Annotated in this window: 17 protein-coding genes; 8 read left to right on the top strand and 9 right to left on the bottom strand. The window is 70.4% G+C overall.

The genetic code is table 11. The features are described from left to right. The first annotated feature begins 2 nt into the window (after positions 1-2). The 3 genes from ACFV9G_RS23440 (at position 3) to ACFV9G_RS23430 (ending at position 5,053) form a co-directional block, all read left to right on the top strand. Positions 3-2,528: a bifunctional FO biosynthesis protein CofGH gene (locus ACFV9G_RS23440; RefSeq protein ID WP_378730448.1), complete on the top strand. Its 2,526-nt coding sequence runs from the start codon at positions 3-5 to the stop codon at positions 2,526-2,528. 331 nt (positions 2,529-2,859) lie between these two features. Next, positions 2,860-4,077, top strand: coding sequence for a hypothetical protein (locus ACFV9G_RS23435; RefSeq protein ID WP_378730446.1), 1,218 nt, complete (start codon positions 2,860-2,862; stop codon positions 4,075-4,077). Between the two features lie 10 nt (positions 4,078-4,087). Continuing rightward, positions 4,088-5,053, top strand: coding sequence for a formylglycine-generating enzyme family protein (locus ACFV9G_RS23430; RefSeq protein ID WP_378730444.1), 966 nt, complete (start codon positions 4,088-4,090; stop codon positions 5,051-5,053). Here ACFV9G_RS23430 and ACFV9G_RS23425 read toward each other — a convergent pair. After that, positions 5,038-6,582, bottom strand: coding sequence for a sulfatase-like hydrolase/transferase (locus ACFV9G_RS23425; RefSeq protein ID WP_378730442.1), 1,545 nt, complete (start codon positions 6,580-6,582; stop codon positions 5,038-5,040). The genes ACFV9G_RS23430 and ACFV9G_RS23425 overlap by 16 nt on opposite strands. A 126-nt stretch (positions 6,583-6,708) precedes the next feature. Here ACFV9G_RS23425 and ACFV9G_RS23420 point away from each other — a divergent pair, with 126 nt between their 5' ends. Beyond that, complete coding sequence (locus tag ACFV9G_RS23420) at positions 6,709-7,182, top strand: DUF5709 domain-containing protein (protein WP_378730440.1); 474 nt, start codon at positions 6,709-6,711, stop codon at positions 7,180-7,182. On the opposite strand, the gene ACFV9G_RS23415 is transcribed toward ACFV9G_RS23420, so the two are convergent. Then, on the bottom strand, positions 7,179-7,574 hold the full coding sequence (locus ACFV9G_RS23415; RefSeq protein ID WP_091051896.1) for a VOC family protein: 396 nt from the start codon (positions 7,572-7,574) through the stop codon (positions 7,179-7,181). The two genes, ACFV9G_RS23420 and ACFV9G_RS23415, sit on opposite strands and share 4 nt — an antisense overlap. Positions 7,575-7,629: 55 nt before the next feature. On the opposite strand from ACFV9G_RS23415, the gene ACFV9G_RS23410 reads away from it, so the two are divergent. Both ACFV9G_RS23410 and ACFV9G_RS23405 read left to right on the top strand, forming a co-directional pair. Further along, on the top strand, positions 7,630-8,679 hold the full coding sequence (locus tag ACFV9G_RS23410) for an adenosine deaminase (protein WP_378730438.1): 1,050 nt from the start codon (positions 7,630-7,632) through the stop codon (positions 8,677-8,679). 40 nt (positions 8,680-8,719) lie between these two features. Next, on the top strand, positions 8,720-9,574 hold the full coding sequence (locus tag ACFV9G_RS23405) for an alpha/beta fold hydrolase (protein WP_378730436.1): 855 nt from the start codon (positions 8,720-8,722) through the stop codon (positions 9,572-9,574). Positions 9,575-9,608: 34 nt separating this feature from the next. On the opposite strand, the gene ACFV9G_RS23400 is transcribed toward ACFV9G_RS23405, so the two are convergent. Then, positions 9,609-10,040 carry a MarR family winged helix-turn-helix transcriptional regulator gene (locus ACFV9G_RS23400; protein ID WP_378730434.1) on the bottom strand — a complete coding sequence of 144 codons (432 nt, stop codon included), beginning with the start codon at positions 10,038-10,040 and terminating at the stop codon, positions 9,609-9,611. A 115-nt stretch (positions 10,041-10,155) separates the two neighbouring features. Here ACFV9G_RS23400 and ACFV9G_RS23395 point away from each other — a divergent pair, with 115 nt between their 5' ends. After that, the gene (locus ACFV9G_RS23395; RefSeq protein ID WP_378730432.1) at positions 10,156-12,264 is read left to right on the top strand and encodes an MMPL family transporter; all 2,109 of its coding nucleotides are present in this window, start codon (positions 10,156-10,158) and stop codon (positions 12,262-12,264) included. A 59-nt stretch (positions 12,265-12,323) separates the two neighbouring features. Here ACFV9G_RS23395 and ACFV9G_RS23390 read toward each other — a convergent pair whose 3' ends face one another. Genes ACFV9G_RS23390 through ACFV9G_RS23370 form a run of 5 tightly spaced genes read right to left on the bottom strand, consistent with a single transcriptional unit; the run spans position 12,324 to position 18,480 of the window. Then, the gene (locus tag ACFV9G_RS23390; protein WP_378730430.1) at positions 12,324-14,039 is read right to left on the bottom strand and encodes an acetyl/propionyl/methylcrotonyl-CoA carboxylase subunit alpha; all 1,716 of its coding nucleotides are present in this window, start codon (positions 14,037-14,039) and stop codon (positions 12,324-12,326) included. A gap of 1 nt (position 14,040) precedes the next feature. Next, entirely contained in the window at positions 14,041-15,636 is a 1,596-nt protein-coding gene (locus tag ACFV9G_RS23385; RefSeq protein WP_378730428.1) for a 5-oxoprolinase/urea amidolyase family protein, read from the bottom strand. A gap of 5 nt (positions 15,637-15,641) precedes the next feature. Further along, positions 15,642-16,436 (bottom strand): putative hydro-lyase, encoded by a 795-nt coding sequence (locus tag ACFV9G_RS23380; RefSeq protein ID WP_378730426.1) that lies wholly within the window; start codon positions 16,434-16,436, stop codon positions 15,642-15,644. Continuing rightward, positions 16,433-17,218 (bottom strand): LamB/YcsF family protein, encoded by a 786-nt coding sequence (locus ACFV9G_RS23375; RefSeq protein WP_378730423.1) that lies wholly within the window; start codon positions 17,216-17,218, stop codon positions 16,433-16,435. Before ACFV9G_RS23375 ends, ACFV9G_RS23380 begins: the two co-directional genes overlap by 4 nt. A 5-nt stretch (positions 17,219-17,223) precedes the next feature. Next, on the bottom strand, positions 17,224-18,480 hold the full coding sequence (locus ACFV9G_RS23370; protein WP_378730420.1) for an NRAMP family divalent metal transporter: 1,257 nt from the start codon (positions 18,478-18,480) through the stop codon (positions 17,224-17,226). A 146-nt stretch (positions 18,481-18,626) separates the two neighbouring features. Between ACFV9G_RS23370 and ACFV9G_RS23365 the strand changes: the two genes are divergently transcribed. Continuing rightward, positions 18,627-19,268: a GntR family transcriptional regulator gene (locus ACFV9G_RS23365; RefSeq protein ID WP_378730418.1), complete on the top strand. Its 642-nt coding sequence runs from the start codon at positions 18,627-18,629 to the stop codon at positions 19,266-19,268. A 32-nt stretch (positions 19,269-19,300) separates the two neighbouring features. Here the strand turns inward: ACFV9G_RS23365 and ACFV9G_RS23360 are convergent, their stop codons facing one another. After that, positions 19,301-19,564, bottom strand: a complete 264-nt coding sequence (locus ACFV9G_RS23360; protein ID WP_378730416.1) for a hypothetical protein — start codon at positions 19,562-19,564, stop codon at positions 19,301-19,303. Between the last annotated feature and the right edge of the window lie 241 nt (positions 19,565-19,805).

The raw sequence follows: 19,805 nt of genomic DNA, 5'->3' as shown, positions 1-19,805 counted from the left end.
TGATGAGCGAGCAGCCGACACCTCAGCAGATCCGCCGGGCCTTGGCCCGGGCCGAACGAGGCGCAGCCCTGGACGTCGCGGAGGCTTCGGCTCTCCTCGCGGCCGGTGGCGACGACCTGAAACGGCTGACCACGGCAGCGGCGAAGGTACGCGACGCCGGGCTGGTCGCGGCCGGACGGCCCGAGACGGTGACCTACTCCCCGAAGGTCTTCATCCCGATCACCAAGCTGTGCCGGGACCGATGCCACTACTGCACGTTCGTGGAGACGCCGGGGCAGGCGGAACGCGAGGGCCGAGAGCCCTACCTGAGTCCCGACGAGATCCTCGAGATCGCCGCCGAGGGCGCGAAGCTCGGCTGCCTGGAGGCACTGTTCACCCTCGGTGACCGGCCCGAGGACCGGTGGCCCGAGGCGCGGGAGTGGCTCGAGAGCCGCGGCTATGAGTCGACCCTCGACTACGTGCGGGCGATGGCGATCCGGGTGCTCGAGGAGACCGGGCTGCTCCCCCACCTCAACCCCGGGGTGATGTCGTGGGAGGAGATGAACCGGCTCAAGCCGGTCTCCCCGTCGATGGGGATGATGCTCGAGACCACGTCGCGACGGCTCTTCGAGACCAAGGGCGAGGCCCACTTCGGCTCCCCCGACAAGGACCCCGCGGTGCGGCTGCGGGTGCTCGAGGACGCCGGACGCCTCTCGATCCCGTTCACCAGCGGCCTCCTGGTCGGCATCGGCGAGACGCTCACCGAGCGCGCGGAGACGATCTTCGCGCTGCGGAAGGTGCACAAGGCGTACGCCGGGCTGCAGGAGATCATCGTGCAGAACTTCCGGGCGAAGCCGTCGACCGCGATGCGCAACGTCGACGACCTGGGCCTGGACGAGTATCTGGCCGCGATCGCGGTCACCCGGATCGTGCTCGGGCCGAAGGCTCGCGTGCAGGCGCCGCCCAACCTGGTCGACCTCGACGAGTGTCGGGCGCTGCTCGGTGCCGGGATCGACGACTGGGGCGGTGTCTCTCCCCTCACACCCGACCACGTCAACCCCGAGCGCCCCTGGCCCTCGCTCGACTCCTTGCGCCAGGTCACCGCCGAGGCCGGCTTCGAGCTGAAGGCCCGGCTGACGGTCCACCCGGAGTACGTCGCCGGCACCCTGCGCGACGGCCAGTCCTGGATCGACCCGCGCGTCCTCTCCCACGTCGAGGCACTCGCTGACGCCGACGGGCTGGCCCGCGACGGCGTCCGCCCCGAGGGCCACCCGTGGCAGGAGCCGGACGGTGGCTTCACCGCGGCCGGCCGGGTCGACCTGCACGCCTCCGTCGACACCGAGGGCCGCACCAACGACCGCCGCGACGACTTCGAGACGGTCTACGGCGACTGGGACGCGGTTCGGGAGGCGGCGACCTCGACCGGTGCGCCCGCCGTTCTCCATGCGGAGGGGCACGAGGCTCTGGCCGCTGCCGAGAGGGACCCCGGCAACCTCTCCGACGAGCACGCGCTGACCCTGATGACGGCCGAGGGCGACCTGCTGCGTCAGGTCACCAGGCTCGCCGATGACCTGCGCAAACAGGTCAACGGCGACGCCGTGACGTACGTCGTCAACCGCAACATCAACTTCACCAACGTCTGCTACGTCGGCTGCCGGTTCTGCGCCTTCGCGCAGCGACGGACCGACGCGGATGCGTACTCCCTCGATCTCGACCAGGTCGCCGACCGCGCCGAGGAGGCGTGGAACCTGGGCGCCACCGAGGTGTGCATGCAGGGCGGGATCGACCCCGAGCTCCCCTCGACCGCCTACTTCGACCTCGTGCAGGCCGTGAAGCAGCGGGTGCCGGAGATGCACGTGCACGCCTTCTCCCCGATGGAGATCGTCAACGGCACCTCCCGCACCGGACTGTCCATCGAGGACTTCCTGATCAAGGTGCGCGAGGCCGGACTGGGCTCGCTCCCCGGCACCGCCGCGGAGATCCTCGACGACGAGGTCCGCTGGGTGCTGACCAAGGGCAAGCTGCCCGCGAAGACGTGGATCGAGATCGTCTCGACCGCCCACCGGGTGGGGATCCCGACGACGTCGACGATGATGTACGGCCACGTCGACAACCCGCGGCACTGGGTCGGTCACCTCCGCGTCCTCGCCGGCATCCAGGACCGGGCGCGCGAGCACGGGAACGCGGAGCTCACCGAGTTCGTGCCGCTCCCGTTCGTGCACACCAGCGCGCCGATCTACCTGGCCGGCGCGGCCCGCCCCGGCCCGACCATGCGCGACAACCTCGCGGTTCACGCGCTGGCCAGGATCATGCTCCACGGCCGCATCGACAACATCCAGACGTCCTGGGTCAAGCTCGGCGTCGACGGCACCAGGGCGATGCTCCAGGCCGGCGCCAACGACCTCGGCGGCACCCTGATGGAGGAGACCATCTCGCGGATGGCCGGCTCCGAGCACGGCTCAGCCAAGACCGTCGCCGAGCTCGAGGAGATCGGTATGGGCATCGATCGCCCGGTCACCGAACGGACCACGCTGTACGGGACGCGATGAACCCGTGGCGAGGTTCGAGCGCGATTTCGGCGTACGCCTTCGACACGACCTCGCGCGATAGACCCAATCAGCGTCCGAGCCGAACGATCGATACCGCCAGATCGACGAGGGATCGGGCGTGGCGTACGAGCGCCTCAGCCTTCGTATGACCGATGAGCGCGGTGCCGTACTCGACCTCGGCCTTCGCCGACCGGTCATATGACTGGCATTCCAGTCATATGACCGGCGTGCCAGTCATCGAGGTCACTCATGTCTCTATCGGGGAGTGGCCGGGGGTATCGGAAAGGGCTACCCTCTACGATCCTCGCTGAACTGTTCTCGAGGGAGTGAGATGTCCGACCCCACCGGCAGCACTGCTCAACAACAACCCAAACCGACCGAGCTCGCCAACGCCGCGGCCGAAGAGGCCCGTCGGCGTCGGCTCGGGCTGCCCCCGCTGCCACGGCGGCGGCGCGACCGCACCAAGCCTGTACGCCTGGCACTGCGCTGGATCGTGATCGTCAGTGCACTCGTGCTGGTCGCGTTCGGAGGCACCTCGGCATGGGCCTACCTCACCGGCAAGATCGGTCCGCTGCGTGGCGACGAGAAGGACGTCGCGCGCACCCTGACCCTTGCCGGGGACACGCCTGCCTGGGCGGATCCCGAGCAGCTGAGCTGTGCGGCTGAGTCGATGGTCGAGGCCAGGGGCAGCGCCGGGCTCACCGAGGCCGGGGTGGTCACCAAGACCGGCGGCGGGTTCAGCTACAACGGCGAGTGGCCGTCCAGGCTGGGACGGGAGTGGTACTCAGAGATCCTCGACTGCGCCGACGGCGGCGCGAACGGCTGGAGCAAGCAGGTCGCCGGCGCCTGGACCCTGGAGAGTCCCCGCTGTCTGCGGGAGCTCGGCCGTCCGGCGATCGCCGGGGTCCTCGCGGTCACCAACCTGCGGCTCACCGACGAGGAGCTCGCGGCCAAGAACGTCGCCGCGATCACCGACCTGGACAGCTGCTACGCCCGCACCCCCGAGGCGCCGACCGCCGCCACTGCCGCGGGCTACCGCGAGGTCACGCTGAAGGTCACCGCCCCGGCGGTCACCTCCGGCATCGCCTCCATCGACGACGGCGCCACGCAGCCGACCTCGGGCAAGGACCCGGAGCTCACCTACACCCTGCCGGTCTCCAAGGGCGGCACCGAGGCCTGCGTGCAGGCGACCACCAAGGTGACGTACGCCTGGGGCACGGTCCGCGCCGGCGAGCCGGCCAAGCTCTGCGGCAAGGCGGCCGCGGCCCGGATGGAATGGCACACCGTCGAGCGTTCGTGCCCGAAGGGGAAGCCGAAGTGCACCTACATGGCGGCCTACGTCGAGGGGTTGGCGGACAACCAGGCGATGACGGTCACCTACCGGCCGACGGGTGACTTCAAGTGCGCCGGCAAGAAGCCGACCTGCACGGTCAAGATCAAGGCCGACGCCAACGGAAAGGCCCGCACGCCCGGCCTCATGGTCACCGGCAAGAAGGGGAAGGTCGTGGCGAGCGCGGGCAGTCTGAAGGCCACCTACACCGGCTCGTAGGCTGGTGGGCGTGCCTTCCGACCTCACCTTCGGCGCGACCCGCGGGCCCAGCCCCGACCCGGCTCGGCGCCCGCCGGCCCTGCCCCGCAAGCGCCGCCGGACCCTCGTCGACCTTCCCGGTGGGACGTACGCCGCCGGGGACTCGTTCGGCGAGGGCTACCAGGCCGACGGCGAAGGTCCGGTGCACCCGGTCGACCTGCCCGGATTCCGGCTGGACGCGACGGCGGTCACCAACGAGGAGTTCGCCCGGTTCGTGAAAGCGACCGGCCACGTCACCACGGCCGAACGAGAGGGCTTCTCGGCCGTCTTCCACCTGGCCTTCGACGGCGGGTCGCGCGACATCCTCGGGCGCTCGCCCGAGGCACCCTGGTGGCTCGGCGTGCGCGCCGCCTCCTGGCGGACGCCGGAAGGTCCCGGCTCCAACGTCGGGCGCCGCGGCAACCACCCGGTCGTGCACGTCTCCCACGACGACGCGCTGGCCTACTGCGACTGGGCCGGGACGAGGCTGCCCACCGAGGCCGAGTGGGAGTACGCCGCCCGCGGCGGTCACGCCGGCTCGCGGTTCCCGTGGGGCGACGACCTGGAGCAGGACGGCACCCACCATGCCAACGTCTGGCAGGGAGTCTTCCCCGACACCAACACCGCCGCCGACGGGTTCGTCACGACCGCGCCGGTGCGGACGTACGAGCCCAACGGGTTCGGCCTGTTCCAGATGATCGGCAACGTCTGGGAGTGGTGTGCGGACTGGTTCTCGCCGACCTACTACACCGAGCTCGTCGACGGGCTCGCCGCGGACCCACGCGGTCCCGCCGAGGGCCTGACCCGGGTCATGCGCGGCGGCTCCTACCTCTGCCACGACTCCTACTGCCACCGCTACCGGCTCTCGGCGCGCTCCAGCAGCCCGCCCGACTCGACCGCGGGCAACCTGGGGTTCCGCTGCGCGGCCGATCAGCCGGCCGATCAGCCGGCGGGGTAGAACTCCTTCGGGCAGGTGTCACCGGCGCAGTCGGCGTACTTCTCGCTCAGCCCACGCAGCTCGGCCAGCTCATCGGCGTACTCGGGGAGCAGCGCGAGCGAGCGGATCTGGTAGGGGTCGTCGGCCAGGTTGTAGAGCTCTTCGCTGCCGTCGGAGAAGCGGGCGTAGGTCCAGTCACCGAAGCGGATCCCTGAGTAGATCTGCCTGAAGCCGTCGTTGACCCGCCAGGCGGAGAGCGGGATCACCCGGTTCTGCGCGGGGGCGTCGAGCCACGGCATGATGTTGACGCCGTCCTGCGGCCGCCCCGGTTCGGCGCCGGCGACCGCCATGATCGTGGTGGCGATATCGGGGTTGCCGACCCCCGTGGCCAGGGACCGGCCGGCAGGGATGCCCGGGCCGCGCAGGATCACCGGGATCCGCTGCGTCTCTCGGTAGTGCATCAGCTTGCCGTTGATGTTGTGGCCGCCGGTGGTGTAGCCGTTGTCGGAGGTGAAGATGATGATGGTGTCGTCGAGCTGGCCGGTCTCCTGCAGACGGAGTACGTGGCTGGCGACCGCGCGGTCGAGCGCCTGGACGGCCTCGACCCGCTGCTCGTGCGCGATCCGCAGCTCGGCGCGGCCCTGCGCGTCGAAGTGCTTGCGGGAGGCCGAGATCCGCGGCGCATCGGTCGGGGTGCGGAACATGTAGGGAGTGTCCGGCAGCTCGAGACCGTCGAAGGAGTGCTTGTCCTCGTCCGCCGGCCTGGTCGTGCTGGTGCCCTCCGGGTCGCCCGGCTCATCGGGACCGCCGTGGTGCGGCGCCACGTAGTTCAGCCACATGTACCACGGCTTGTCGGCGCGCTCGGGCGCCGAGATCATCTCGTTGGCCTGGTCCCGCATGACGTACGTCGTGTAGCGGTTGTAGGTCGTGAGCTTGCCGTTGTGGTTGACCCGCGGTCGGATGAAGTTGTAGGTCGACATGTCGGTCGTCGCCCGCCAGTCGGTCCATCCGGGCGGCACGTCCTTGGCGGTCCCGTCGAGGCCGTAGCCGTTGAGGTACTTGCCGGTGAAGAGGGTGTCGTAGCCGGCGTCCTGCAGTGCCTCGGGCAGCGTGCCGGTGTGGTCCATCGCCTGGTAGCCACCGCGTTCGCCGTTGATCGTCACGGTGTGGTGGTTCTGGCTGTACTGCCCGGTCAGCAGCGAGGCACGGGCCGGCACGCAGATCGGCGTGGGAGCGATCGCCTCGGTCAGCGAGGTGCCCTGCGCGGCCAGGAGATGGCGCGTGTGGGGCATGAACTCGAGGTCCTCGTAGGCGAGGTCGTCGGCCGTGATCATGAGGATGTTCGGCTGGGTGGAGGAAGGCGTCCAGTCGGGCGTCGGCGTCGGCGTCGAGGGCACCACGCCGTCGTTGTCGCCTCGCGCGAAGGCGTTCCCGGCCAGAGACCCCAAGGACCCCAGCGGACCGGCCGATTCAGGCATTGCGCCGAGCGCGATCGAGGTGCCGGCGAGCACGGCAACGGCCGCCACCGCCAATCGGGCGCGAGGCGCCATCTGGTCTGCTCCCTCGGTCGATCCCCGCGTCGTGTGTTTCCGTCCGGTTCCACTCCCCACCGGACCGGGTTAACGTTACCGAAGGGGGCCTCGATGACCCCAATGCCGGCTGATCAGGAGACTCAAGTGAGCGAATCGCGCGAGAACTACGGCGACTACAGTGTCGACGACGAGAACCAGATCACTGGCGAGGACGCGCTCTCCGGGGACGTTCTCGAAGGTGAGGTGCGCGACGAGCTCGACCACGGCATCGTCACCGCCGACCGCTACTCCACCGACTACGGCAATACGCCCTGGGAGGAGGAGCACCGTGAGTGCATCGACCAGCGCGTGCAGCAGGAGGTGCCGGAGACGGATCCCTACGCGGTCGAGTACGACGATTCCGAGGAGAGCGACGACCCCGACGGGCGCGAGGTCGGCAACAAGCGAGCGGGGCGGCTGGTCGACCCCGACCGCGGCGAGGGCGAGGACACGGAGTCCGACCTCTACGGGATCGATGCCGGCATCGACGGCGCCGGCGCCTCCGCCGAGGAGGCCGCGATGCACATCATCGACGACGAGGACAGCGACGAAGACAGCGACGAGGACGGCTACCGCTAAGCGGTGAGGTCGTCGACCTCGAGCACGAGCTCGACCTCGAACCCCTCGGAGCTCTCCAGATAGAGCGCGGTGTGCTCGTCGCCGCCGGCGTGCGGGTAGCGGTCGGCGTACATCTCGTGCCAGCCGTGCTCGGTGGAGGCCGCCCGCATCCTGTCGAGCACCTCCCGGCTCTCGACGGTGAACGCGATGTGGTTCACCCCTGGCCGGAGCCGGTCCTGCGTGCCGTGCTGGTCGGTGGAGTGCTCCAGAAAGACGTACGTCCCGTCCGCTGCCTCCCAGAAGTGACCCTTCTCCCCGGCCTCCCAGCCGAGCTCGCCGAAGAGCCACCCCCACTCCCCCGAGGCGGTCTCGAAGTCGTCGACCCAGAGGTCCCAGTGATGGATCGCCCGCATACGCTGAGGTTACAACCTGTTTCTCACCTGGGAACGCGGATGGCAGGATCGGGGCGTGAGTGATCTCAAGACCTTCATCGCCGGGCTGCCCAAGGCCGAGCTGCACGTCCACCACGTCGGGTCGGCATCGCCGCGGATCGTCTCGGAGCTGGCTGCGCGGCATCCGGGGACGGTGCCGGCGGACGTCGAGCTGCTGCGGGACTACTTCACATTCAGCGACTTCGCGCACTTCATCGAGGTCTACCTCTCGGTCGTCGACCTGGTCCGCACGCCGGAGGACATCCGCTACCTGACCTACGAGATCGCGCGCGACCTGGCGCAGACCCAGCAGGTCCGCTACGCCGAGCTGACCTGCACCCCCTACACCTCCGTACGCCCCGACCTGGCCGAGCGCCCGGCCGGGACCGGGCACGCCGGGATGGCGATCGAGGCCTACACCGAGGCGCTCGAGGACGCCCGGGTGGCGGCCGAGCGCGACTTCGGGATCGCGCTCCGCTGGATCTACGACATCCCGGGCGAGGCGGGGATCCCGGCGGCCGACGCGACGCTGGCGTACGCCGTCGACCACGGCCCCGAGACGCTCGTCGGGTTCGGGCTCGGTGGGCCGGAGGTGGGAGTCCCCCGGCCGCAGTTCGAGCGGCACTTCGACGCCGCCCGCGCGGCGGGTCTCCGCTCGCTGCCGCACGCCGGGGAGACCACCGGTCCGCAGACGATCTGGGACGCCCTGACCGTGCTGAAGGCCGAGCGGATCGGCCACGGCACCTCGGCGGCCCAGGACCCGGCCCTGCTCGCCCACCTCGCCGAGCACCGGATCCCGCTCGAGGTCTGCCCCTCCTCCAACGTCGCCACCGGCGCGGTCGCGACGATCGAGGAGCACCCGCTGAAGACGTTCGTCGACGCGGGCGTGACCGTCACGATCAACTCCGACGACCCGCCGATGTTCGCGACCACGCTCAACCGGGAGTACGAGATCGCGACCGACCTCCTCGGCCTCGACACCGCCGGCATCGCCGATCTCGCCCGGGCCGCGGTCGACGTCTCCTACGCCCCCGACGACGTCAAGGCCCGGCTGCGCGGCGAGATCGACACGTACGCCACGCCTTAAGCGCTTGACGCGGCTCGGACCCGCCCGTTTGCTGGACGCCATGGGCGAACTGACACTGGCGGTCAACGGGATCGAACTGTGCGTCGATACCTTCGGGAGCCCGGCGGACCCGCCGATCCTGCTCGTCGGTGGGATGAGCGCCTCGATGGACTACTGGGAGGACGACTTCTGCCAGGCGCTGGCCGTGGGCCGGAGGTTCGTGATCCGCTACGACCACCGCGACACCGGCCGCTCGACGACCTGGCCACCGGGCGAGCCCGGCTACACCGGACGCGACATGATCGCCGACATCCCGGCCCTGCTCGATGCCTTCGGCCTGGACAAGGGCCATATCTTCGGGATCTCGATGGGCGGGGCGCTGGCCCAGTGTGCGGCAGTGCTCTATCCGGACCGGGTGGAGACGCTGATCCTCAACGAGACCTCACCGGCCTTCGACGGCGTACCCGACCTGCCGCCCATCGGTGAGGAGCTGGCCGACTTCTTCGCGGCGGCCGCGAAGAGCACGGTGCCCGATCCCGACGACCACGAGGCCCTGGTGACGATGCTGGTCGAGGACCAGCGGGCGTTCGTACCCGAGCGCTTCGACGAGGCCCGGATGCGGGCCGTGGTCGAGCGAGCCGTACGCCGCACCCCGGACATGCGGCCGAGCCTCGCCAACCATCACGCGATGAGCGACGGCGACCCGGTCGAGGCGACCCTGGCCGACATCGTCGCCCCGACCCTGGTCATCCACGGCACCCGTGACCCGCTCTTCCCGATCGGGCACGCCGAGATCCTCGCCCGCGACATCCCGGACGCGACGCTCCTCGTCCTCGACGGCGTCGGCCACGAGCCACCCCCGCCCTACACCTGGGACACGGCCATCGAGGCAATCCTCGACCACACCAGTCGTTGAGGAAGTCCTACTGCTGGATCGTGTCGGCCGCCGCTTAAAGGAGCCGCTCGACCGCCGCGATCGCCGCAGTGAGGTAGGCGTCGATGACCGCACGATCTTCAGGTGACAGCCCGCGATCGAGATCGTCCAGCGCAAGAAACATCGGCATCAGCTGACCGAGGATGTCCGCGCGACCGGAGTCGGTGACCACGACGTGGGTCCGGCGGCGATCGTCTTGATCTGGTTCACGCCGGACGTGGCCGCGTGAGGCGAGTCGGTCGACGATCCCGGAGGCTGCTGCCGAGCTCACGCCCAACTGGCGGGCCAGGTCGCTCGGCCCGATCGGCTCGCGGGTGATCAGTTTCATCGCAGAGAGCTCATGGTGATTCAAGTCGGCGCGACGAGCCACCGCCGGCGCCGACTGCTGCGCGACGTCGAGCAGTCGCCGAAGCAGCTGCAGCGTGGATGTGCCCATGGCCTCGGCCACCTGCCCAGGCGAGGGCTTCACCTGAGGGTCGTTCGAGTCGTCGCCTTGGATTTCTCTCACCAACTTACTAAGTTTCTTTCATACTTCCGCTTCAAGTCTACCTAGGAGGACGCACGTGCCGTCCCTTTCCTCGCGTCGAGCACCGGCCACCCGCCGGCTGTTGCGACCATCCCTGGCCGCCGCGGTCTCGCTCGTCGCGCTCGTTCTCTCCGGCCTCTTGATCGGCGTTGTCGGGGAGGCAGAACGCACACCTTCGGCGACCGACAACCTCCCGGATGGCTACGACTCCAGCACCGTCGCAGAACTCGCTGACGAGTTCGGGGCCGACGACTCCGCAGTTGCGATCGTGCTGTTCACCGCCGACGACGGCAAGCTGTCCACCGAGACGGTCGAGGGCGAGCTCACGGCACTGTATGGCGAGGTCGTGGCGTCGGAGAGTCCGCAACAAGGTGACAGCGGCCAACCCGCCCAGCAGCAACCGCTTCAAGTCAGCGAGGACGCCACGGCTGCCCTGGGCGTGGTGCCGATCGGGACCGAGGGCGCGAGCGAGACCGCCGACGCGATCGAGCGGATCCGCGAACTTCTCGACGACCAGACACCCGACGGCGTCAACGCTCAGGTCACCGGTCCTGCTGCGGTCCAGGCCGACCTCGCCGGGGTCTTCGAGGGCGCCGACGTCACCCTGCTCGCCGCCACCGCCGTGATCGTCGCGCTGCTGCTGATCATCACCTACCGCAGCCCGCTGCTATGGATCGTTCCGCTGTTGGTGGTCGGGCTCGCCGACCAGGTGGCCGCCGTCTCGGCCACCCATGTTCTCGCGACGTTCGGTGTCGCCTGGGACGAGTCGACCATCGGGATCCTGAGCGTCCTCGTCTTCGGCGCCGGCACCGACTACGCGCTGCTGCTGATCAGCCGCTACCGCGACGAGCTGCGAGTTCAACAGGATCGTTACGTCGCGATGGCCACCGCCGTGCGCGGGACGCTCGAAGCGGTGCTGGCAAGTGCCACGACGGTCACGCTCGGTCTGCTGACCCTGCTGCTCTCGGTGGTACCGACCACCCGCGGCCTCGGACTGGCGTGCGCAGTCGGCGTGGTGATCGCGGCAACGTACGCATTGATCGTGCTGCCCTGCACTCTTGTGCTTTTCGGGCGGTGGGTGTTTTGGCCGCTGGTCCCGCGAGTCGGCCAGGAGCCGCTGGTCGAATCGCGCACTTCTGCGTGGCACCGGCTGGGTACCACCGTCTCCCGACGTCCCCGCGGCTTCGCCCTGGGCGCGGTCGGCGTGGTCGCACTGCTGGGCTTCTCCGTCACCCAGATCGAGCAAGGACTACCTACCTCCGAGCAGTTCCTCGACACGCCGGAGTCGATCAGCGCCGCCGCCCGCCTCGGCGAGTCCTTCCCCGCCGGCACCGTCGACCCCGCCACCGTCATCACCGGCAGCGATCCGGGCGAGGTGACAACCGCGATCGAGCAGGGCGACGACGTGGTCTCCGTGCGCATCACCGGGCAGAACGACGACCTCACCCGGCTCGCCGTGGTCTTCGCCGCCGCGAGCAACACGGCGGCAGCCGAGGCCGCCGTCGTCGACCTTCGTGACCGGCTCGACGGCTTCGACGACACCTGGGTCGGCGGCACCGAGGCGCAGTCGGTCGACGAGCGCGACGCCGCGGAGCGCGATCGGGCGCTGCTGATCCCGCTGATCCTCGGCTTGGTCATCATCGGCCTGGTGCTGCTGCTGCGATCGATCGTCGCTCCACTGCTGCTGGTGGCCACTGTGGTCGGCACCTTCTTTGCCGCCCTCGGCACATCGTGGTGGATCTACACCGGTGTCTTCGGGTTCTCTGCGATCGACGTCGGCGTGCCGCTCCTGGCGTTCCTGTTCCTGGTCGCGCTCGGGGTGGACTACAACATCTTCCTCATCACCCGGGCTCTGGAAGAGTCGCGGGCGCACGGGCTCCGCGACGGCATGCTCCGCGGTCTCACAGCGACCGGCGGCGTGATCACCAGCGCGGGCATCCTGCTGGCGGCGGTCTTCGCCGTGCTCGGCGTGCTCCCGTTGGTGGTGCTTGCCCAGCTCGGCATCGTCATCTTCGTGGGCGTGCTGCTCGACACGCTGCTCGTGCGCACCGTGCTGGTGCCCGCCCTGTCGTTGTGGCTTGGCCCGGCGTTCTGGTGGCCGCGCCGAGCTGGTGCGATCACGGGCAAGGGTGATCGACCGGCGTGATTGACCGGCAGGGCGCAGTGCGCCCTGCCGGGAGCCAGCCGGACCTCGGGCTACCTGAGCTACTCGATCTTCCCGAGCACGTCCCCGATCGCGACCGTCCCACCGACGTCGGCACCGCGGGCGAGCACGCCGGCTCGGTGCGCGGCGACCCGGGTCTCCATCTTCATCGCATCGATGACCGCGACGTCCTGGCCCTCGATGACCTTCTCGCCGTCGGGGACGAGCCAGTCGACGAGTACGCCGGGGACGGGGGCCTCGAGCCCGGCCGGGTCGACCGCAGGTGCGGCCTCCATCGGCGCGGGACCGCCCGCCGCGATCCCCTGCAGGAGGTCCTCGGGAAGCCCGAGCATCACCCGGCGACCGTCGATCTCGATCGGCACCCGTCGCAGCGGCTTCTCGGGCGCGGGCTCCGGGCGCCGCTGCGCCTCGAGCCGCGGCATCAGCTCGGTCTCGATCCACTGCGTGTGCACAGCGAACCCGGCGGTCGAGAACGCCGGGTCGTCGAGCAGCGTACGAGCGAAGGGGACGACGGTCGCGACCCCCTCGACGCTGAGCTCGCGGAGCGCGCGGCGGGCACGTACGACGGCGGTGTCGCGGTCCGGCGCGTGCACGATCAGCTTGGCGATCAGCGAGTCGAAGGCGGCCTGCACGGTGTCGCCCGCCTCGATCCCGGCGTCCCAGCGCACCCCGGGGCCGGCGGGGACCCGCAGGCCGGTGACCACGCCAGGGCTCGGCAGGAAGCCGCGGCCCGGGTCCTCGGCGTTGATCCGCAGCTCGATCGCGTGGCCGGTCGGTGCCGGCGTCTCCGAGAAGGAGAGGCCCTCGCCGGCGGCGATCCGGAGCTGCTCGGCGACGAGGTCGACGCCGGTGACCGCCTCGGTGATCGGGTGCTCGACCTGCAGGCGGGTGTTGACCTCGAGGAACGAGATCACCCCGTCGGCGCCCATCAGGAACTCGACCGTCCCGGCACCGCGGTAGGAGACCGCGGCGCAGATGTCGCGGGCAGCCTCGTGGATGCGAGCGCGCTGCTCGTCGGTCAGCCCCGGAGCCGGTGCCTCCTCGACGAGCTTCTGGTTGCGCCGCTGCAGCGAGCAGTCCCGGTCGCCGACCACGACAACATGACCGTTGCCGTCGCCGAGCACCTGCGCCTCGATGTGTCGCGGTCGCTCCAGGAAGCGCTCGACGAAGCACTCGCCCCGGCCGAACGCGGCCAGCGCCTCGCGCGAGGCGGACTCGAAGGCATCCGCGACGTCGTCGAGCTCACGGGCCACCTTGAGCCCGCGCCCGCCGCCGCCGAAGGCTGCCTTGATCGCGATGGGGAGCCCGTGCTCGCGCGCGAAGGCGACCGCCTCGTCGGCGGACTCCAGCGGTCGGTCGGTGCCCGCGACCAGCGGTGCGCCGACGCTCTGCGCGATCCGGCGGGCGGTGATCTTGTCACCGAGCTGGTCGATGCTCGCAGGAGCCGGTCCGATCCAGGTCAGGCCGGCGGCCTCGACGGCACGCGCGAACTCGGCGCTCTCCGAGAGGAAGCCGTAGCCCGGATGCACCGCGTCGGCCCCGGAGGCCTGCGCCGCGGCCATCAGCCACTCGATGCTGAGGTAGGACTCGGCGGCGGTCGAGCCGCCGAGCACGTACGCCTCGTCGGCGAGCCGCACGTGCAGCGCGTCGGCGTCCTGGTCGGCGTAGACGGCGACCGACACGAGGCCGGCCTCGGCAACCGCCCGCACGACGCGGACGGCGATCTCTCCCCTGTTGGCGATGAGCACCCTACGCATGTCAGTCTCCTCGGATCTCTGCCGGCGACGCATCGGGCGCCACGGGACGGAAGCGGATGCGGACACCGGGCGGCAGCTGCCCGGCCAGGTCCAGGTCGCGGTCGATGACCGCGCCGATGATGGGATAGCCGCCGGTGAGCGGATGGTCCGGCAGGAACAGCACGGGCTGCCCGTCGGGCGGCACCTGGATCGCGCCGGTCACGGCGCCCTCGCTCGGCAGCTCGCCGGCGACGTCGCGCTCGAGCGGGACGGCCCCTTCGAGGCGTACGCCGACGCGGTCGGAGCGCGGCGTGACGGTCCACTCCTGCTCGAGCAGGGTGCGTACGCCGGCCGGGGTGAACCAGTCCTCGCGCGGGCCGAGCACGACGCGCAGCACGACCGTGTCACCAGGAGCGGGCAACAGGTCGGCGGGAGCGGGGCAGGGGTCGACCGCGTGCGGCGCGGCCGCGGGACCGTTCAGGGGCACCACATCGCCTGCGCGCAACGGCCGACCGCCGAGGTCACCGGGGCCGAGACCGGCAAGCGTGTCGCTGGAGAGGCTGCCGAGGGCCGGCTCGAGATCCAGGCCGCCGCGCACCGCGATCACCGCGCGCAGGCCGGCGCTCACCGCGCCGAGGTGGAGCTCCTCGCCGTCCTCGAGCGCGGTGGCAGCGCCGTGCACGACCGGAAGCGGCGGTCCGTCGCTGCGTACGATCGTGGTCTCGGTGGGTGCGCCCGTGACCGCCACGACCGCGGGGCCGGTGAAGCGCAGGACCGCGCCGCCACCGGCGAGCTCGAACCCGGCGGCTCCAGGAACGTTGCCCACGGCGCGGTTCGCGACCCGCAGGGCACGGCGGTCGGCCGCGCCCGATGCGGAGACGCCGAGAGCGGCATGGCCGGGTCGGCCGAGGTCCTCGAGCACCAACTGCAGGCCAGGGCGTACGACCTCGACGGCGAATGGGTGCTCCATGGCGTCGGTCGGCGGAGCGGGTGCGGCGACCGAGACCGACTCGCGCTCGAGCCGCTCGAACCGCACCGTCATCCCCGGCGCGAGCAGCGCGGGCGGGTCCCGGTGCAGGTCCCACATCGGGGCGTCCGTACGCCCGATCAGCTGCCAGCCACCAGGGCTCTCCCGGGGGTAGACGCCCGAGAACGTCCCGGCCAGGCCGACGGAGCCGGCCGGGATCCGGGTGCGCGGCGAGGAGCGCCGCGGCACGTCGAACAGCGGGTCGTCGCCGACGAGATAGCCGAAGCCGGGCGCGTACCCGGTGAAGGCCACCCGCCAGGTCGCGGCCGCGTGGCGCGCGACGACCTCCTCGGCGCTGACCCCGAGCAGGTCGGCGACCTCGTCCAGATCCTGCCCGTCGTAGCGCACGCCGATCGTCACCGAACCCGCCGTCGGCAGGCCGCCGTGGACCGGCTCGACGCGAGTCAGCTCCTTGGCGAGCGTCGCCTCGTCGACGAGCGTCGGGTCGAACCGGACGAGCACCGTCCGGGCGGCCGGCACCAGCTCGACGACGCCGGTCGGAGGCGCGGCCACGAGCGCCGCGTGCAGCCCCATCGCGCCCTCGAGGTCGTCCTCCTCGACCAGCAACGCCCGGTCCGATGCGATGAGCACGCGCCTCACGCCAGATACTCCGAATCCCGTACGTCGGTGATGAACATGTGGCCGGGCGCGTGGGTGAGCGCGAACGGCGGACGTGAGTCCATGATCGCGGCCTGGGGCGTGACACCACAGGCCCAGAACACCGGCACCTCGCCCTCGCGCACCTCGGGTGCGTCCCCGAACTCGGGAGCGGCGAGGTCGGCGATGCCGAGCGACGCCGGGTCACCGACGTGCACCGGCGCGCCATGCACCGCCGGATAGCGCCCGGAGATGCGTACGGCATCGGCGACGCGGCCGGCGGGGATCGGACGCATCGAGACCACCATGTCGCCGCGCAGCCGCCCGGCTGGGGCGCACGGGCGCGAGGTGCGGTACATCGGCACGTTGCGACCGAGCTCCTGGTGACGGATCGGGATCCCGGCATCGGCCAGGCCCGCTTCGAAGGTGAAGCTGCAGCCGATCAGGAACGAGACCAGGTCCGGGTGCTCCTCCCACACCACGCTTGCGTCGGTGACCTCCTCGGTCAGCACCCCGTCCCGCCAGATCCGGTACGCAGGGATGTCGGTGCGCAGGTCGGAGCCGGGCGCCAGGGTCGACTCGTAGGCGCCCGGGTCGAGCACCTCGAGTACCGGGCACGGCTTCGGGTTGCGCTGCGCGAAGAGCAGCACCTCGAAGGCCCAGTCGGCCGGCACGGAGATCAGGTTGGCCTGCACCAGGCCGTGGGCGACGCCGCTCGTCGGAGCGACCTCGCCCGCCCGGTAGGAGGCGCGCGCGGCGCGCGCCTCCTCCAGCTGGGTGATGCTCGCGGTCATGCGGCGGTCCCTGCGAACGGGGCGATGACGATGCCCTCGGCCTCGAACAGCGCCCGGGTCGCCGCGGCCATCCGGATGGCCCCGTCGCTGTCGCCGTGCACGCAGATCGAGTCGGCTCGCACGGCCACGTCGGTGCCGTCGATCGCCTCGATCACGCCCTCACGTGCCAGCCGCAGCATCCGGGCCGCGACAGCGTCGGCGTCGTGCAGCACCGCACCGGGCTCGGCGCGCGAGACCAGGTCGCCGCCGGGTGTGTAGGCACGGTCCGCGAAGGCCTCGGCGGCCGTGGCAAGGCCGGCTCTGTCGGCCACCTCGAGCACGACGCCGCCCGCCAGGCCGAGCAGCACGAGGGACGGGTCGATCGCCTTGACCGCTGCGACCACGTCCTGCGCCTGGCGCTCGTCGCGGGCGATCGTGTTGTAGAGCGCGCCGTGCGGCTTGACGTACCGGACCGTGCCGCCGACCGTCGAGGTCAGGCCGATCAGGGCACCGAGCTGGTACTCGACGTGCGCCTGCAGGGTCGCGGAGTCGATGTCCATCGCACGGCGTCCGAAGCCCTCGTAGTCGCGGTAGCCGGGGTGTGCGCCGATGGTGACGCCGTTGGCGACGGCATCAGCGAGCGTCTGCCGGATCCCTTCGGGGGTGCCGGCGTGGAACCCGCAGGCGACGTTGGCGCTCGAGACGATCGCGAGCATGGCCGCGTCGTCGGCGACGACCCGGTCGGGTGCGTTCTCGCCGAGGTCGGAGTTCAGGTCGATGGTTGCCGCAGGGTTCGTTGTCACGGTGCTCACGCTCCAATGCCGATGAAGGCGAAGATCGGGCCGATCGAGACGACGCCCATGTACCAGCTGAGCAGCGTCGCGAGGGTGCCCAGGGTCAGCAGCCACACCGGGTAGCGGTAGCCGTGCAGGACGTCGCGCTGACGGAACCAGCCGATGTACATGAAGATCGTCATGCCGATCGGCAGGATCAGGCCGTTGAAGCCACCGACGAAGACCAGGATAGCCGCGGGCGCGGCGCCGATCAGCAGGTAGAGGACGAGGGAGACCACGATGAAGCCGACCGTCGCGACCTGCAGCCGCCACCCCGTTCCCAGCTTCTTCGAGAAGGTCGAGATGAAGGTGGCCGAGGTGTAGGCGGCACCGATGACCGAGGTGATCGCCGCGGCCCAGAAGATCGCGCCGAAGATGCGGATACCCGCGTCACCGAGCACGGCCCCGAAGGCCTGACCGGCCGGGTTGGCGGCCTGGCTCGAGAAGTCGAGGGTGACGCCCGAGGCCACGACACCGAGGATCGCCAGGAAGAGTACGTAGCGCATGATCCCGGTGACGAGGATGCCGCTCATCGAGGCCCGGTGGACGGCCGGCACGTGCTCGGGACCGGTGAGCCCGGAGTCGAGGTAGCGGTGGGCGCCGGCGTACGTGATGTAGCCGCCGACGGTGCCGCCCACGATCGTGGTGATCGTCGCGAAGTTGAGCGTGTCGGGCACGAAGGTCTGGCGCAGCGCGTCGCCGACCGGAGGCTGTGAGGCGATCGCGACGAAGAGCGTCAGCCCGATCATCAGCAGACCGAGCACGAGCACGACCATGTCGACGACGCGGCCGGCCCGCTTGTACATGAAGATGCCGATCGCGAGCAGCGCCGAGAGCAGACCGCCGACCTTGGGGTCGATGCCGAGCAGCGCGTTCAGACCGAGGCCGGCACCCGCGATGTTGCCGATGTTGAATGCCAGACCACCGATCACGATGAGCGTCGCGAGCACGTGGCCGGAGTACGGCACGGCTTCGTTCGCCAGGTCGCCCGCCCGTTTGCCGGCGACGGTGATCATCCGCCACACGTTCATCTGCAGCGCGAAGTCGATCAGGATCGAGGCCAGGATCGCGAAGGCGAACGCCGCGCCGAGCTGCGCGGTGAAGGTCGCGGTCTGGGTGATGAAGCCGGGGCCGATGGCCGAGGTGGCCATCAGGAAGATGGCGCCGAGGATGGGTCCTCGGCGGGAACGGGCGAAGCTCTTCGCGCGCTCGGCGCTGGTTGTCTCAGTCATGGGGGACTCCTGCCATCAACGGGCCGTGTGGCTGGCACCACACTCTAGGTGTAGTACAGAATGGCATTCATTGTTCAACAATGATAGTCCGGGCTGTTAGATTGGTGTTGCGATTGTCCACGGATGCGATCCCCTAGGATGCGGTCATGCCCGATGCCGACGACACCCTCACGAACGCGCTGCGGCGTCGGATCATCGACGGAGAGTTCGCGCCCGGCACCCGGCTGTCCGAGATCTCTCTCGCCGAGAAGCTCGGCGTCTCGCGCAACACGCTCCGCGAGGCGTTCCGCGTGCTCTCGGAGCAGGGACTCATCGAGCACGTGCCTCACCGCGGGGTCTCCGTCGCCTCACCCGGCGTGGCGGACGTCGTCGACATCTATCGGGCGCGACGCTACGTCGAACCCGCAGCCCTGGCCGCGGGCTCCCCGCTGCATCCGGCCGTGACCGCGATGCGCGAGGCGGTGGAGCAGGGAGAGTCCGGCCTCGAAGCGCGCGACTGGCGCACGGTCGGCACCGCCAACATGGCGTTCCACGACGCCATCGTCGCCCTCGCAGACAGCCCGCGCCTGGAACGGCTCTTCCGCGACATCGCCGCCGAGCTACGGCTCGCCTTCCTCGAGATCGACAACCCCGAGGCCCTGCACGCCCCGTTCGTCACCCGCAACCGCGCCCTCCTCGAGACCTTCCTCGAGCAGGGCGGACCCGCGGCCGCGGCCGAACTGCAGGACTACCTCGTCCTCTCCGAGCGCACCGTCCTCGGCGCCTTCACCCGCCTCCGCCACGACTAGGGCGGATCGATGCACGAAGAGCTCCGCAGGGATCAGGCGCTCTTGAGATGCCGGAGTCGTGCCACCGCATCGGCCCCGACACGTTGGTGCGGCCCTTCAGGAAGGGCATCGAGATGGCCCTCCAGAGCATCCACGACCGCCACGGAGACTGTCTCCGGCGCTCGTTCGATGAGCTCGATCAAGGACGTCAGATACTCGCCCGCATCGATGTCATCGCCGATGACCTCGAGCACATCAGCGGGGATGGACGGCAGGGCCTCCATCAGCACGCCGTAGGCGAAGTCCTCGATGTTCATATCAACCATGCTAGCCCCCGCTGTCCACGGGATACGCGTTCCAGATCTCGGGCGGCTCCTTCACGCACAGGAACAGTAATCCGGCCCACCGACATTCTCGGTCGCTCCGAGCTCAATCGCAGCGGGCCGACGTGGCCGGCGCAAGACCGCCCCCACGCACCACGGCCAAGCCGAAGCCCGCCGAGTCGGCTCGTCCTGACCAAAACCCTCGCCGAGTCGGCTCGTCATAACGAGCCGACTC

It is taken from the genome of Nocardioides sp. NPDC059952 (genome assembly GCF_042730435.1).
GTDB lineage: Bacteria > Actinomycetota > Actinomycetes > Propionibacteriales > Nocardioidaceae > Nocardioides.
This window is presented reverse-complemented; position numbering and strand designations above follow the sequence as displayed.

Bases quoted from the DNA above. Each gene is read 5' to 3' on its own strand.
- ACFV9G_RS23390 (WP_378730430.1), bottom strand. From the start codon at position 14,039: ATGCGTAGGGTGCTCATCGCCAACAGGGGAGAGATCGCCGTCCGCGTC.
- ACFV9G_RS23435 (WP_378730446.1), top strand. From the start codon at position 2,860: ATGTCCGACCCCACCGGCAGCACTGCTCAACAACAACCCAAACCGACC.
- ACFV9G_RS23360 (WP_378730416.1), bottom strand. From the start codon at position 19,564: ATGAACATCGAGGACTTCGCCTACGGCGTGCTGATGGAGGCCCTGCCG.
- ACFV9G_RS23440 (WP_378730448.1), top strand. From the start codon at position 3: ATGAGCGAGCAGCCGACACCTCAGCAGATCCGCCGGGCCTTGGCCCGG.
- ACFV9G_RS23415 (WP_091051896.1), bottom strand. From the start codon at position 7,574: ATGCGGGCGATCCATCACTGGGACCTCTGGGTCGACGACTTCGAGACC.
- ACFV9G_RS23370 (WP_378730420.1), bottom strand. From the start codon at position 18,480: ATGACTGAGACAACCAGCGCCGAGCGCGCGAAGAGCTTCGCCCGTTCC.
- ACFV9G_RS23405 (WP_378730436.1), top strand. From the start codon at position 8,720: ATGGGCGAACTGACACTGGCGGTCAACGGGATCGAACTGTGCGTCGAT.
- ACFV9G_RS23365 (WP_378730418.1), top strand. From the start codon at position 18,627: ATGCCCGATGCCGACGACACCCTCACGAACGCGCTGCGGCGTCGGATC.
- ACFV9G_RS23425 (WP_378730442.1), bottom strand. From the start codon at position 6,582: ATGGCGCCTCGCGCCCGATTGGCGGTGGCGGCCGTTGCCGTGCTCGCC.
- ACFV9G_RS23380 (WP_378730426.1), bottom strand. From the start codon at position 16,436: ATGACCGCGAGCATCACCCAGCTGGAGGAGGCGCGCGCCGCGCGCGCC.